The 14,873-nt window shown below is 36.5% G+C and carries 15 protein-coding genes and 1 tRNA gene; 7 read left to right on the top strand and 9 right to left on the bottom strand.

The window, feature by feature from the left end:
• Nucleotides 1-254: hypothetical protein (locus ABDH28_02555; protein ID MEN2997904.1), on the bottom strand; the 254-nt coding region annotated here is incomplete at its 3' end.
• Between the two features lie 348 nt (nucleotides 255-602).
• On the opposite strand from ABDH28_02555, the gene ABDH28_02550 reads away from it, so the two are divergent.
• Complete coding sequence (locus tag ABDH28_02550; protein ID MEN2997903.1) at nucleotides 603-1,403, top strand: EFR1 family ferrodoxin; 801 nt, start codon at nucleotides 603-605, stop codon at nucleotides 1,401-1,403.
• A gap of 11 nt (nucleotides 1,404-1,414) precedes the next feature.
• Here ABDH28_02550 and trpB read toward each other — a convergent pair whose 3' ends face one another.
• The 3 genes from trpB to ABDH28_02535 all read right to left on the bottom strand — a co-directional run bounded on the left by trpB (nucleotide 1,415) and on the right by ABDH28_02535 (nucleotide 6,481).
• Entirely contained in the window at nucleotides 1,415-2,587 is a 1,173-nt protein-coding gene (gene trpB / locus ABDH28_02545; protein ID MEN2997902.1) for a tryptophan synthase subunit beta, read from the bottom strand.
• Between the two features lie 262 nt (nucleotides 2,588-2,849).
• Nucleotides 2,850-3,983 (bottom strand): glycosyltransferase family 2 protein, encoded by a 1,134-nt coding sequence (locus ABDH28_02540; GenBank protein MEN2997901.1) that lies wholly within the window; start codon nucleotides 3,981-3,983, stop codon nucleotides 2,850-2,852.
• 266 nt (nucleotides 3,984-4,249) lie between these two features.
• Nucleotides 4,250-6,481: a lytic transglycosylase domain-containing protein gene (locus ABDH28_02535; protein ID MEN2997900.1), complete on the bottom strand. Its 2,232-nt coding sequence runs from the start codon at nucleotides 6,479-6,481 to the stop codon at nucleotides 4,250-4,252.
• A gap of 518 nt (nucleotides 6,482-6,999) precedes the next feature.
• Here ABDH28_02535 and ABDH28_02530 point away from each other — a divergent pair.
• The 6 genes from ABDH28_02530 (at nucleotide 7,000) to ABDH28_02505 (ending at nucleotide 11,114) form a co-directional block, all read left to right on the top strand.
• On the top strand, nucleotides 7,000-8,355 hold the full coding sequence (locus ABDH28_02530) for a hypothetical protein (GenBank protein ID MEN2997899.1): 1,356 nt from the start codon (nucleotides 7,000-7,002) through the stop codon (nucleotides 8,353-8,355).
• Nucleotides 8,356-8,394: 39 nt separating this feature from the next.
• Nucleotides 8,395-9,426 (top strand): N-acetylneuraminate synthase family protein, encoded by a 1,032-nt coding sequence (locus ABDH28_02525; protein ID MEN2997898.1) that lies wholly within the window; start codon nucleotides 8,395-8,397, stop codon nucleotides 9,424-9,426.
• Between the two features lie 309 nt (nucleotides 9,427-9,735).
• Nucleotides 9,736-10,092 (top strand): 30S ribosomal protein S6, encoded by a 357-nt coding sequence (rpsF, locus tag ABDH28_02520; protein MEN2997897.1) that lies wholly within the window; start codon nucleotides 9,736-9,738, stop codon nucleotides 10,090-10,092.
• Between the two features lies 1 nt (nucleotide 10,093).
• Nucleotides 10,094-10,681: a single-stranded DNA-binding protein gene (gene ssb / locus ABDH28_02515; GenBank protein MEN2997896.1), complete on the top strand. Its 588-nt coding sequence runs from the start codon at nucleotides 10,094-10,096 to the stop codon at nucleotides 10,679-10,681.
• Between the two features lie 12 nt (nucleotides 10,682-10,693).
• A complete protein-coding gene (gene rpsR, locus ABDH28_02510) occupies nucleotides 10,694-11,011 on the top strand; it encodes a 30S ribosomal protein S18 (protein ID MEN2997895.1) in 318 nt (105 codons plus the stop codon).
• Between the two features lie 13 nt (nucleotides 11,012-11,024).
• A tRNA-Ser gene (locus ABDH28_02505) sits at nucleotides 11,025-11,114 on the top strand.
• Nucleotides 11,115-11,122: 8 nt separating this feature from the next.
• Here ABDH28_02505 and aroQ read toward each other — a convergent pair.
• From aroQ to ABDH28_02480, 5 genes are all read right to left on the bottom strand, one after another.
• Entirely contained in the window at nucleotides 11,123-11,584 is a 462-nt protein-coding gene (gene aroQ / locus ABDH28_02500) for a type II 3-dehydroquinate dehydratase (GenBank protein ID MEN2997894.1), read from the bottom strand.
• An 88-nt stretch (nucleotides 11,585-11,672) separates the two neighbouring features.
• Nucleotides 11,673-11,981, bottom strand: coding sequence for a hypothetical protein (locus tag ABDH28_02495; GenBank protein ID MEN2997893.1), 309 nt, complete (start codon nucleotides 11,979-11,981; stop codon nucleotides 11,673-11,675).
• A gap of 3 nt (nucleotides 11,982-11,984) precedes the next feature.
• Nucleotides 11,985-12,899: a 16S rRNA (cytosine(1402)-N(4))-methyltransferase RsmH gene (gene rsmH, locus ABDH28_02490; protein ID MEN2997892.1), complete on the bottom strand. Its 915-nt coding sequence runs from the start codon at nucleotides 12,897-12,899 to the stop codon at nucleotides 11,985-11,987.
• 71 nt (nucleotides 12,900-12,970) lie between these two features.
• Nucleotides 12,971-13,627 (bottom strand): 7-carboxy-7-deazaguanine synthase QueE, encoded by a 657-nt coding sequence (locus tag ABDH28_02485; GenBank protein MEN2997891.1) that lies wholly within the window; start codon nucleotides 13,625-13,627, stop codon nucleotides 12,971-12,973.
• Between the two features lies 1 nt (nucleotide 13,628).
• On the bottom strand, nucleotides 13,629-14,624 hold the full coding sequence (locus ABDH28_02480; protein MEN2997890.1) for a RodZ domain-containing protein: 996 nt from the start codon (nucleotides 14,622-14,624) through the stop codon (nucleotides 13,629-13,631).
• Between the last annotated feature and the right edge of the window lie 249 nt (nucleotides 14,625-14,873).

Here is a 14,873-nt window from a genome sequence, read left to right as displayed (position 1 = left end):
CTCGCCTTACTTAAAGCTGTCTGTATACTCCTAACTGGTGTACTCTTCGTTATACCATCATTACTATCATCACCATTAGTTGATACATAAATCCTCATAAAACTACCACCAGTCCCCTTAGAACCAATACTCCTATCTACCGAGAGTATATCCTCATACTCCCCAGGTAGAAAAAATAAGTAACAACTACCAAGTGGTAAAAGTAACATAAGAAATGCTACTATCAAAAATTTCAAACCTCCTCCAAACCTCATAACTCACCCCAAAACCTCAACTTTCATTCCATCCTCCACTATCACTTCTAACAGAATAATACTCCCTCCTTAGCAAAGTTTCAAGTCCCATCAAAAATTGAAATTCAACTATCTCTTTCATACATCACTATTACACTCTGATACATCCATAACAAGAAAATCGGATGAAAAATTCCCGATAACCCCCTAAGTTTCTTGAAAAACCAAATTTCGTTCTCTCTCAAGACCCATCAATGTTCTTTCATAAACACCATAAGCTTGAGGTAAAACTACATTGCGAAAATTGGGCTCTATTGAACAAAAGTCCAGACATTGAAAGCAAAAACACTCATCATTAACATATGTTCTGTGAAAATACTGATTCTCTATTTCAGTGGTGCAGGAAGTACCAAATACTTTTGTGACATAATAAGCGAAGAAATAAAATCCTTTGCAGAAATCTCTAAACTTCCCGTTGAAGAAGCAATGTCAAAAGAATTACCAGATCACAACGTTCTTCTAGCCATGTTTCCTGTCTACGCTCTTGACGCTCCTAAGATATTCAAAGACTACATATCCTCACTTCCAAAGGTTGACGGTAAAGGAGTATATCTAATCTGCACTCATGGAGGAGGTCCTGGGAATGCTCTAAGAAAGATACATAAGATCCTTGCTTTAAAAGGCTACAAACTTCTCGGTTTCTCCGAACTTTTCACAATAGACTCACTTATAGTCTTCTTTGTGAAAGAAGATTCCTCTCTCCTTAAAATTCTTGAGAAAAAACGCCTTAAGAGCATAGAAAAAGCGAAAAAATTTGCAAAGAAAATTGAAGCTGAACTAATAGAATACCAAAAGGATCCAAACAGATCTGCTGGTAAAATTAGGCTACCTTTCAGGCTATACGATATCGTCATTTACCCTATGATACAATTTCTGTATAACCTAGGTAAAAAGCACCTTTGGAAGTATTTCTGGGTTGACGAAAATTGCACTAGTTGCGCGAAATGTGTAAACATCTGTCCCCTAAAGAATATTTACTTCTCCGAGTCAAAAGTGAAATTCGGGGGGAATTGTATATTCTGTCTCAGATGCTTGCACAATTGCCCAACGAAATCCATTCAAGTAGGTAAACTAACACTTGGCAAATATAGACTAAATTACTACAAATAAGCAAAAGGTATTTAGAAACTTATACTCTCCATTATTATTCCAAGATCCTTGTCACCTCTTCCAGATAAATTAACAATCACTATTTCGTCTTTCTTCATCCTACCTGCTTCACCTATAGCATAATATACAGCATGCGCCGACTCTAGAGCAGGAATAATTCCCTCATACCTAGAAAGAATCCTTACTCCCTCAAGAGCTTCACCATCCCTTACATAAGTATACCTAGCTCTACCTATAGATTTTAGGTATGAGTGTTCTGGCCCAACCCCAGGGTAATCAAGCCCAGCAGAGATAGAATGTGTTTCCACAACCTGTCCGTTTTCATCATAAAGAAGATAAGACTTCGCACCATGCAATACTCCAACTTTACCAAAAGAAAGAGTAGAGGCATGTTCTCCAAGCCTATCTCCCCTGCCTCCACCCTCAACACCTATAAGCTCCACCTCCCTATACTTAATAAACGGATAGAATATGCCAATAGCATTACTTCCACCCCCCACACACGCTATCACCTTACTTGGTAACCTCCCCTCTACCTCCAGTATCTGCTTGAGAGTCTCCTTTCCAATAACAGACTGAAAATCTCTCACCATAGTCGGGTATGGGTGAGGACCAACAACAGAACCTATCACATACAGAGTATCTTTCACATTCTCTGTCCAATCTCTTAAAGCTTCATTTATCGCATCTTTAAGAGTCTGACTACCCTTCTCAACAGGCACAACCTTTGCTCCTAAAAGCTTCATACGAAAAACATTCGGTTTCTGCCTCTCAACATCCACTCTACCCATATATATTACACACTCCATCCCAAGCAAAGCACAAGCAGTAGCAGTAGCAACACCGTGCTGTCCAGCTCCAGTTTCCGCTATTATCCTCCTCTTACCCATCTTTCTAGCAAGAAGTACCTGCCCTAAGGCATTGTTTATCTTATGAGCTCCCGTATGAAGCAAATCCTCCCTCTTAAGGTAAATTTTCGCACCACCAGCATACTGGGTAAGATTCTTTGCAAAGTATAAAGGCGTAGGCCTCCCAGCATAATTCTTAAGAAGATAGTCAAGCTCCTCCCTAAATTCCCTACTTCTACCTATCCTATAGTAAGCTTCCTCAAGCTCCTGCACAACAGGATAGAGAACTTCTGGTATATACCTCCCACCAAACTCTCCAAACCATCCCTTCTCCATAGAACCAAATTTTAGATATAAACACCTTCCCCTTTCCACGAAACTATAATTAATTATCAATAATAAAGTCCAAAATTTATAGTAAGCTCCAAGAAACTCGGTATGAAGTGAAACCTTGCAACAAAGAAGCACTACTTAGAAACAATAAGTCTAAAATTCACAATCAAGCTTAGCTCCTTCTTTTCTTGCAGTCTCTGCCTGAACTGAGTGAATATTCTCAACAAGCACCTAAGAAGCTTGGTATTAAAGTGAAATAAAACCATTACTCTGCTTCAGCAAAAATAACCCAGTCGATATTACTTCTATCAAACAAAGAGACTAACCAACCATAAACTATATAAAAACTTACAAGAAACGGAACATATAAAGTTGAATACACCACGAATTCAAAGACCTTAAACCTAAACTTAAGTATTTTAGAAAATACAAAAAAGAGCAGAGTATTAAGAAAAACGCTCACCAGCAGTGACACCACTCCCTTCAGAGCTAACAAAATGTAAGTCACCAAATGTCCTACCAAAGACACACTAAAAGCCGGGGATAAATATTGTCCTACCAACACTACCAAACTCAGAAGCACAGAAAGCATCTCACTGTTTGGTATAAAAACAGAAGTTATAACCGAAACCAATAGAGGAATACCAAAGATAGCCCCTACTATGAACAGGATAGGAAAACTCCTAAAGTATAGATAAATTTTCTTGAAAACTTCTATCCACCATAACCTCATTCCTATTGACCAACGCTTTCTCTGGTTTATCCACTCCCCCAGAGTCTGCGGAACTTCTGTTTTCACCTTCAAGTCAGTAAGATATAAAAACTTACTATTAGTTCCAAAAGTCTTCAAGATCAACCCCCAATCTTCATTTATCACCTTAGGAAACTTACCAAGTTCCAAAAAAGTCTTCTTCCTTATAGCAAATGCAGAACCACACAAGAACAAGTTCTTTCCAAACACCTTTGAAGATATCAAGCTCGCTATCGCTCCACCTAGATAGTCATAGGACACTATTTTTGAGAAAAAGTTCGTATACCTACCCTCTTTAGACATTTCTACTATGTCACCTTTTCCTAAGCTCTCCGAAAGTTTTTTAAGAAAGTCTTTGTCAGAAGGTAACTCAACATCATTATCTAGAAACAGTATTTCTTCCCCCTCACAAAGATCAACTGCTCTGTTAAGAGACTCAACCTTACCTAGTCTAGCATAGTTGTATATTACCTTAATCTCCTCCAAACCTACAAATCGCTCCAAAACTTTATTAATTTCCTCAGTAGGTGTGCCATCAACAACTACTAAAACTTCTTTCTCTTCCCAATCATAGGACAAAACTTTCTCAACTATATCGCCTAATAACCTTGGTTCTCTATAAACAGGAATTATCACTGAAATCTTCATATCCATTCTTCTCAATCTTGGAAACTAATTTTATCCATTCCTAAAATTTACTTTCAAAATAATTCTTAAGCTACTCAATGAAGCTTAAATTCACAATTAGGTTTCCTTCTTTTTTCTCTCGCAGTCCCTGTCGGGACTGGGTAAATATTTCTCCTAGCAACTAAAAGGCTTGGTTGAAGCAAAGTCTTGCAACTAGCAAATATTATCCATAAACAAAAGAGTAAGTAAACGAAAAGTTTAGAATACTGCTTACTCATCCAATTGAATCAGCTCCTAGTCCTTGTCAAAACAAAATTCTTGTAAATGAAATAGTTTTCTAGCACTATCTTAGTATACTCTCTAGTCTCATGAAATCTAATTCCTTCAACAAAGATACTTTCATCTTCAACTTTCAGTGAATCATACCATTTCCTTACAGCTGTTATTCCTCCATTGTAGGAGGAAATAACAAGAATATCCCTAAACCCTTCTGAATATTTGCCAAACACCTGATAGAGCTCATAAATATGAGCAATACCAAGCTCAAGGTTATTGTCAATTGCGTACACATCTATAGGAGAAAGTGGAGCTTCCATCTTTAGAAACCTTCTAGCAACAGCTTCAGCAGTTGGAAGTATAAGTTGCATAAGCCCCATAGCATTAGCAGTTGATAGAACATGCGGAGAAAATCTACTCTCCTGCCTCATAATTGCATAAACGAAACTTTTATCAACACCATATTTAGACGATAACTCACCAACTTTGTCGTAAAAAGGTGTAGGATACAACTCCCTAATAAATGCTAATGCAACCACAGCTTTACGGTTATAGACATTATCCCTATAAAATCCCATTCTCTCATAAGCACGACAAATATAGTCAATCAAACCATACCTTTCAAATAGACTAAGATATTTCAAATCAGGTTTAGGGAAAAACTTTCTAACTTCTAACTGCGCATCTAGAATAAGACCCTTCTCAAAAAGAACAGAAACATAGTTTGGAAGTTGCACTCTTTTATTTCCAGAACTTATGTGATTTGTTGTAGCTTCAACATCATCAGTATTCGTCTCAGTTACAAGTTTAGATACCAATTCTTTCCTAAACCGCTCCACTTCCCTCCAGACATCAACATCTGGACTCAGTTTTACACCAAAATGGTTTGCAAAAACCTTCATTCCCACAAGCGAATTCAAATCCCCAATGTTAGTATTTGAAGTATATCTTTTATAAATCTCCTGATATTCCTCAGAAAGCTTAGAAAGTATAGTCTCTAGAAAACTGTTGGTTACCTTCTTGGAATAGTTCAGAATAGCAAGATATTCATAGGTAAACGGATACTTCGTTATTATCTCTCTTGCAATCCTTAGTTTTTCATCATTTTCCTCAGTCAACAGAAAAGTAAGCAATAGAAACTCCTTCTCCCAAGCAGAATTCTTCGTTCTTCTCAGCATAAACTTACAAAACTCCTTCACAATATCTTTGTTGCCTTCATGTAGGTTATAAGATATAAACGCAGAAGAGAAAAACTTAGTTGTATAGCTTAGATCAACTTTTGAGAAATAATTCATTACGAACTTAAGATGAGTTTCTCTTGAAAGTAACTTATAATTTCTAAGAACATACTCCAGAAACTTCACACCTCCAACTTCTAGATATTTCCTAGCACCGTTATCAAAATCTCTTGAATTTCTACTGTGCACCCTCAAGCTCAAGACTAGAACATCATCAAAAGAAATACCATAGTGCGCAAAATCTTTCCTATTTTCCTTAAAACTACTTAAAACTCCTGCTACAACTTTACCTGCATCAACATATTGTCCTTTCTCAAGTAATAAAAGTGATCTGTAATACTTACTAACAGAAGGTGGCAGTGAGAGAGTAAGCATAAGATCACTACCTTCTACTGTAAATCCACCTTTCAACAAACTCCTAGCAACTAAAACAGCAGAAGACTGTGCTTTATATTTCTTCCCAACAAGACTCTTAACCAGAGATTTTAAATTCAGTCTCTTTACCACATGCTGAAGTAACCTAGATACTACTACCGCAAAATCATCACTAAGTGAATGTAAAATCTCCGTTATCTTGTCCACATCCTCCTGCTTTAGAAACCTAGCAATATCAGCTTGAGGAACATATTCGTTGCCCATGAAAATACTGTTTCTAAACCTATAATACTCCACCAAATCCGAGTAATACTTCAAGTATTCGTTTGAGATACAAGAAAGAATAATTGATGTTGAATTACTAAAGTTTCTAAGCTCTGACAGACCAAAACCTACTAGAAGTAGAATATTATTTGATAAAAAAGAATCACTTATTGAGAGATTAGAGAAACCTATAAGCTCGTAGAAATTAGAAGTCTTGTATAGCGAATTTGCAAACACAAAGTAGAATTTATCATCAAGCTTTTGAAGCAAACTCTTGTCTTTGGCTAAATAGTAGTTTGATACTACACTTCTAAAATCCATCTTGTTGTAATAACTAAGAACCCTCTGAAAATCAAAAACATCCATACTAGCTGTACCACTACTCTCTAAGGAAACTCTAGCACCCATCCCAGACAGTAGCAAGCAAAGTAATGAAAAGAATAAAACTCGGACAAAGCGTAAACCCAGCAACTGCAATAACTTTCTCATCTTCTTAATTCTAGATAAACCCCGCTTTTTCCTTTGAAAAACTCTCAACCTAAAAACCAAATCTCTGTAAACGAAAAACATATTTTCAATTTTCATGTAATTTTAACATAACAACTGGCTTAGTAACAATTACTAAACTTTCGGAATCAATAAAGTCTAGAATTTGCAATTAGGCATAATCTCTCCCTATTCCTTCCACAGCTCCCATCAGAACTGAGTAAAAACTCTTTTGATATCTAAAGTGAAGATCCATGACCAACAAACACTATTAGAACTAGAAGGATGGGTAAGCAAAAAATCTAGAATTCTACTTACCCACCAAACGGAAATTGGATTTATTGGCTTCAGATGCAGAATATTGAAAGTGCTCACCTAGCTTCGGTATGATTTCTTCTATGAAATACTTCAGAAAGATCTTTCCAGTAGTCAAACTTTTACTTTTTGTTAGTGCAGTAGGTTTTGCTCAGATTGAAAACTTATTGCCGACTGAACCTTCCCTTTTTATCAAATTCTCAAGCTTTTCCCAGTTTCAAAACTACGTCTCCAACTTAGTGAAGATAATGTTTCCCAAATCCTATGACCAAACAATGAACAGCTTAAGATCCTTCTTTGAAGAGAATCTCCGCCTAGATATTCTAGAAAACAGTAACCTTCAAGAGTTTGGCCTTTCTACAAACAGAGAGTTTGGATTTGGCTTTAACGCTAAAGGTCAACCCTTCATCATTCTCCCCGTTGTTACAACCAATTTTGATGAGAGAATAACACTTTTACAAAATACTCTCTACAAACTCAACTTCTCCAGCTTCACATTTGCTAAAGACTACATAATAGCCACAGGAAAGGAATTTGAAAGTTCTAAACTTACCTCATCCATAAAAACTCAGTATAATCTTTACATAAACAACTCCTTTCTAGACTCGCTCGTTCCCTTCAAAATTCCAATAAAGTTCTCCTCCTTCCAATTCCTCGCAAAAGTTAATGACATAAGTTCAAATAAAATCTCCTTATCTCTATTCCAGCACCCTGTTGTGATAAACAAAGTAAAACACTCCTCCAAACTAGAAAATATTCCCTACACCTTCCAAAAAGACAATGTCTCACTAATAGTTGACCTAAAATTCTCTCCTCAAGATCTCATAACAAACATTGTAAGTATAGAAAATACCGTTGATCTAGGAATATACAAGATTTTGACGAATTTTGAAAAAGAATTTGAGATAGATCTGACACAGATTATCACCAACTTAGTTGGTCCCTCAACCTTCTTCATCTATGGATATAACAACCCTCTAAACAATAAGATCATGTTTGTTTCTCCAGTAATTGAACAGAACAGTTTCATAAGAGTGATAGATAAGATGACGAGAGAAATTGCTAAAAAAAGAGATGTATTCAAGTTTACTGTCTTTGACAAGTCCTTTTATAGGTTACCCATCAAGGAAAACTACAGTATATACTTCGGAACTATATTCAACAGATTTATAGTATCATCCGACAGAGATACTATGATCGGGTTCATCAGAAATCTAGCGAATAATATCAAGGAAATGGAAGGAGAAGAAAACAGTGGTTCCCTAATGGTATTAATCAGATCACAACCTACCCTCAACAATACAGTTAAGATTTCAATCTCAGAAACACATCCCTTTATAAGGAACATTCTTCCCCTCATAGTCCAAAGTGACAAGATAAGGATAATATCAACCATTACCAACGACGGCATCAGTAGTCTGGTTGAGATAAACTATTAGTAATTGATAGAACAAGCATAACTTATTAACAATTCACCTATGGCACTAATAGATAAGCTTTTCTCACCAAATAGGGTTTTCATAGTTGCAGAAATTGGAATAAACCACAATGGCAATCCTGACAAACTGATCAAACTGATAGAGAGTGCAAAACTTAGTGGAGCAGATGCTGTAAAGTTTCAAATATTTTCCAAGGATCTGTTCTACATTCCTGAAAATTATCTACCTAAAGATATTTCAACCAAACTTCCTCTAGATATCTTTAGAAAATCATTCATACCTTACGATAAATACAGAGAAGCTTTCAACTACTCAGAAGAACTAGGAATACTACCCTTCGCAACACCTCTTGATCTGGAAAGTTTTGAATTTTTAGAGCAGTTAAATGTCCAGATGTATAAAGTAGCAAGCTCCGATATAAATTACGTTCCCCTTCTCAGAAGAATAGCAGAAACTGGCAAAGTTGTCATCATCTCCTCAGGATTCAGTAAGATAAACGAGATCAAAAAATACATAAGATTGCTTAAAAACAATCCTCTGGTTGTTATGTTCTGTGTTTCAAGGTATCCTTCACTACCTGAAGATATCTCACTCAGAGAGTTTGAGCTTTTTAGAAAGGAATTTGAAGTTACTTCCAGAAAAAGATTTGCTGGATTTTCAGATCACACCAAAACCTTATCCATCCCTTTGGCTATGGCTAGCCTCGGAGCTAAAGTTATAGAAAAACACCTCACACTTGACGAAAATGACGATTCCTATGACAATGCGGTTTCAATCTCACCCGAGAAGTTTAAAATGATGGTTGAAATGCTAAGAGAAGTGGAAAAGTCCCTGTCTCAACGAAGGAGAAACTTACCACCAAAATTCGTAAAAACTATGTCAATGAGAAGCTTTGTAGTAAGAGGAGGAATTGCCAAAGGAGAGAGTATAACCGAAGAAAACATAGAAGCCCTAAGACCTTCTACCTTTGTAAAATCTTCCTTAGAAAACTGGAGAAAGATATTGAACAAAAAGTCAAAGAAGAACTTTCTAGACAAAGAACCACTACTATTCCGCTTTCTTAGCAAGTAAATCTTTGCAATAAAGTCTAATCTTTACTTTTCTTGCAATTTTTAAGGAACTAAGTAAACATTACCTCTTAGTAGATCTGGTATAAGGTAAAGCTTTGTGATTAAACGAGTGCTATCTAGAACTAAAGGGGTAGGTAAAAAGCCTAGAATCTTGTCTAGTTACCAACCGAAATTGGAATTTATTGAAGAGTGTATCAGATTTGCGATCTGAGAGTGAATACGTATAAAATAATTTGCAAAATGTCCCATGACCGAGGGGGCAAAAAAGTTCTCGGTTTGAGGTTTTTCCTAAAAGCCTCAGAAAAACCCTATGAACGTATCTCAAATAAGAGAAGAGCTACTAAAGTCCAAATCTAGCCAGAAAAGAACTTACGAGATTGGACTTATAATAGAACCAAATGAACAAATCGTGCCCCATACTATGGAGAAGGTTAAGGAAATAATATCACAATATGGTGGTAAAGTGATAAGTGAATCGGAATTAGGTAAAAGACCCCTAGCCTACCCAATAAGAAAGAACAGGAAAAAGTATTTGGAAGGGATATACAAATTCGTGGTTTTTGAAGGGACTAATTCAACTGTTGAGAACCTTGATAGATTAGTAAAGATAAACGAAAACATTATCAGGCACATAATACTAAAGGTAAAACCTCAGAAGGGTAAATAATATGCCAAGAAGTTTCAATAAAGTAATAATTGTAGGTAATCTAGTAAGAGACCCCGAAGTTATCACAACCGCACAAGGTAAGATTGCGGTAAGGGTAAGAATAGCAGTAGATGATTCTTACAAGGACATAAGGAAAACTTACTTTTTTGATGCAACGTGTTGGGAAAGAATAGGAGAGATTGTAGGAAAATTTACCAGAAGAGGAGACAGGATACTCATTGAGGGAAGGTTAGTCCAGTCTAGGTGGGAAAGTAGAGATCAGAATGGTAATAAGGTTCTAAGAGATAGCGTAAGAATAATCGCAGAAAACGTTCTTCTTCTATCACCTAAGTTGAAAGAAGGTGTACCTTCAGCTTCAGAGAGCCCAGGGGAAACACCCGTAAGTGAACTAGAAAAAAAGGAAGAAGACTATAAGGAGTATTTGGAAAGTGTGGGAATTGAGAACGAAGGAGAAGCATTTGAGGATGCAGAAATTCCTGATGAGTCTGAGGAATTCCCGGATGAAATTGATGAAAATCCAGATTACTCTGATCTTGATGATTCGGAAAACATAAAAGGCATAGATACAAAAAAAGACTTTGAGCTTTAAAGGAGGTTAATTATGGGAGAAGCCGAAACTTCACCTAACATAACAGAAAAAACTCAGAATCAGGAAGAGGATAAAATACAAGAGACTTCTCAAGAGGCTCCTCAAGAACCACAGAAAGGAGTTGCAATTAAAAAGAAAAGAAGGACCTGTCCTGAGAAACTCTTGAATGTAACCTATAAAGACGTTGAAATATTGTCACAGTTTCTCACAATGACTGGCAAAATAAGATCGCCAAAGATAACAAGAATATGCAAGAAAGTGCAGAAGAAGATAACCAGAGAAATAAAGATCGCAAGAATAATGGCTTTGTTACCATTCACTGACAGATAGCCTTAAACCAAAAGGAGAGGTGTCCGAGCGGTCTAAGGAGCGGCACTGGAAATGCCGTGTAGGGGTAATCCCCCTACCGAGGGTTCAAATCCCTCCCTCTCCGAAATAACACTACTCCACTACCTCCACTTTTTCACCTAAGTAGCCCAAAAGATGCAACAAAGCAAAATAATAACCGTTTTCCCCAAATCCACTTATCACCCCTATCGCTATATCAGAAAGATAGGAATGATGCCTAAAAGCTTCCCTCGCAAATATATTTGATATATGCACTTCAACGAAAGGTATCTTCACTGAGAGTATAGCATCTCTTATAGCTATTGAAGTATGAGTATACGCACCAGCATTTATGATCATTCCCCTGGCTCTAAGTCCCTCAGTCTGAATAAAGCTAACAATCTCCCCCTCAGAATTAGATTGAAAGTCAAGAATCTCATACCCATACTTCACTCCTATTTCCCTACACCTCCCAACTATATCTCCAAGAGTTACATTACCATACTTATCTGGTTCTCTAATCCCGAGCATATTTAAGTTAGGCCCATTGACCAAAAGTATCCTCTTCTGCAACATACTACACCAACACAAAACAAAAAACCTAATTTTAGTAGCCAACCCTGAATAACTTTCTTCTTACCAAAAGCAATACACTGAACAGCCATCACTGCCTCTTCAAAGATTTAGTTGAATTAGTAACATAATTACCCAAAACTTCTTCACTCATCACTATAACTTTGTTGAACGACACCTCATATCTAGACGGCTCAGATCCTAAAAGTCTCTCAAACGTTGTCAACTTCTCAATCTCGCATATAAGTCTGCCCTGAATGTCAGTCAAAACCGATAGCTTTTTCTCAAGTTCCCTCTCTTCTTCACAAAGAAATTTGTAATACTGTCTTTGTACCACAGAAAGCATCATAACTCCAAAAAGGATTAGCAAAATCAGCCCTATACACACATATCTACCCATATTCTACACCTTCTCATATACTCTCAGCTTTGCCGATCTAGAGGCATAGTTTTGCCTTATCTCTTCTTTGGTAGGAATTATCGGTTTATCATTCACCATTCTAAACTCTCCCATTCTGACCATCTCTCGCATTCTCAGTTTAACTATTCTATCCTCGCCAGAGTGGAAAGTTATAAAGCAAACTCTCCCGCCAGAGCTAACGAAATCCTTAACCTTTGATATAAAGGTTTCCAACACTTCGTATTCTCTGTTAACAAAGATTCTTATAGCCATGAAAGTTTTTGTAGCTGGATGAATACGAGACTTGTAGTATTTTCCAACAGCTTTACTTATGACTTCAGCCAGTTCCTTAGGAGTTTCTATTCTCTTTTTTTTCCTATACTCAACAATTGCGTTAGCAATTCTACCTGCAAGAGGTTCCTCACCATACTTAAATATTACTTCAGCAAGCTTTTTTCTTGAAAACCCATTGACAACACGATAAGCTGTATACTCAACTCTATCTGCTCTAGCGTAAGTCATAGTGAGAGGATACTCAGAGTCAAAACTAAATCCCTTACTCTTCTCAACATAATGATACATTGAAACTCCTAGGTCAAGCAAAATGCCATCAAACTTTTCTATCCCACTGTCAACAGAAATTTTGTCAATATTCTCAAATCCTTCGTTGACGAAGTAGACGTTTTTAAACTCACTTAGCCTAACTTTAGCCTTCTCAAGAACATCACTATCCTTATCAACACATATAAGTACCCCTCTATTACTAAGAATTTTCGCAATCTCGTAAGAATGTCCCCCCTCACCACAAGTGCAGTCAATATAACTCCCCTTTGGATTCATAATAAGATTTTTCAAAACTTCCTTTACTAGAACAGGTCTATGATAGAATTCCATCTTCAGTAATCTTATAACTACCAAACTTTAGATCTCCACTAAAGCTCAAGCTTTCGTTACCATCTTACACTGCTTGTCTCCAAGCCTATAACTGATTACCTTATTCCCAGTAGCACTTGAAGTCTTGGTGAAAAATTTAACCCACTTTCTATACAGAAAGGAATTATAAACCTTGCTCTCTCCACTATTTCTTTTTCTGTCATACCCTGAGGCATTATATATACTCTACTTTTCGGTAAATCGTATTTCTCAACTAAACTCAGAACTTCCTCAAGTTCGTTACTGTCCGAAACCACGAACTTGAAAATGGAATTAATTTGCGCAAAGTAAGATAAATTGGAATATATCCTCTCATAAACTTTTGAACCACCCGATAGTTGGGCACTAGAAAGCTTAGGTGAAACGTTAAATTTATAGTCTCTTAGACTCTCCATCGGCAGGTATATTCCAGAAGTCTCAAACTCAACAGACTCAAGTTTTACCTCTTCAAGAAGTTCCGATATCTCCCTTTGGTAAAATAATGGCTCTCCTCCAGTAAACACAACAGTTCCCTGCGTTTTTTTTAGAAAGTTACCTATCACTCTGGATAACTTCTGTCTAGAAATCTCCTTACCTCCTTTAAATGAAACCGAATACTTTGTATCACACCAGATACAATCAAGAGGACACCCCTGAACTCTAATAAAAAGGCATACTCTACCTACACTATCTCCCTCACCTTGAATTGATACAAATACTTCCGAAACTCTCATTCTACTCTAAATACCCAATCTTTATAGTTACACCTTTAACACCTTCAATTAGGTCAAATACTACATAGGAAGGTCCCTTACCCTCCACTTGTATCTGCTTACCATTAACTTTTATAGATATACTTTCTATGTTTGAAGTTTTCAGGATTAGTTTAGATCTAACTACAAACTTCTTCTCCTCCCCATTTTTCAAATAAACTTGCTCTTCATCCATATTGTCTGCAGATACAGAAACCCATACCAAACTACGAGAAACTATCTCAAACTCCAAAGGTAAACTAGTCTCCCCCAGAAATACTACTTCCTCCTTTGACTTCTTCTCCTGAGACTTATAGAAAGACATCCTTATTTTTGGTTTACCCTCTATAAAAGACTCATACTTTATTTCTAGATCAACAATACCGTCCAAGTTAAAATCCATCATTGACTTATTTTTAAGAACAAACGAGGAGATAGTGTTGTTTATACTAAGCACTATGTCATTACCGTTATTCCTAACTTCAATAAGCTTTATATTTATTTCTCTATCACCAAGCTTATGTGAAAACTCTTCGCCTACCGAAAAACTTTTGAGAATCGTCCTTACATTAGCAGTATCAACTAGAACTTCATAGCCTCTTGAAAACAAAGCGGAAAAAACTACCCACACCAACAATACCACTATGCCTACTATACTCAATACCATAAGAACCTTTCTAACATTTACCCTGTCAAGTATAGATCTTCTTTTTCCTATAAGCATCTCCAATGGTACTTCTCTCTCCTCTATTTGTTTCTTTTCATAAAGTTTCACCGCATACTCAGGATCGCCTCCTAGAAAAGACGCATACGACCTTATGTAACCTTTTATATAAACCTCACCCGGAAACTCAGAAAAATCTTCTCTCTCTATACCTTCAATATACTTTCGTGATATATTTGTATTCCTTACCACCTCTTCTATGGATATACTCTTACTCAATCTCAGATTTCTCAAATAGTTACCAACTGTTTCCATACAAAAGACTTTCCCCACAGGAAATTATGGATGTTTGTTTTTTTTTCTTTCAAGATACTAACCCTGAAGTTTGTAGCAGAGTTTGGTAAAAATTAAAGTGAAATAACCTCCTCTTGCCTCGTAAAATAAAGGCAAAAGGAGGTATGTATGAATTGCAGAAAAACTATAAATCACTTTATCAAAAACTTTCTACTTGACCTTCCATCCAAGCTCAGGAAGAAAATATCAGAAGTTGTTCTCGCAATCACA

The organism is Brevinematia bacterium, assembly GCA_039630355.1.
In the GTDB taxonomy this organism is placed as follows: domain Bacteria; phylum Spirochaetota; class Brevinematia; order DTOW01; family DTOW01; genus SKYB106.
Note: the sequence above shows the minus strand (reverse complement) of the source record. Positions and strands in the feature narration are given on the sequence as shown.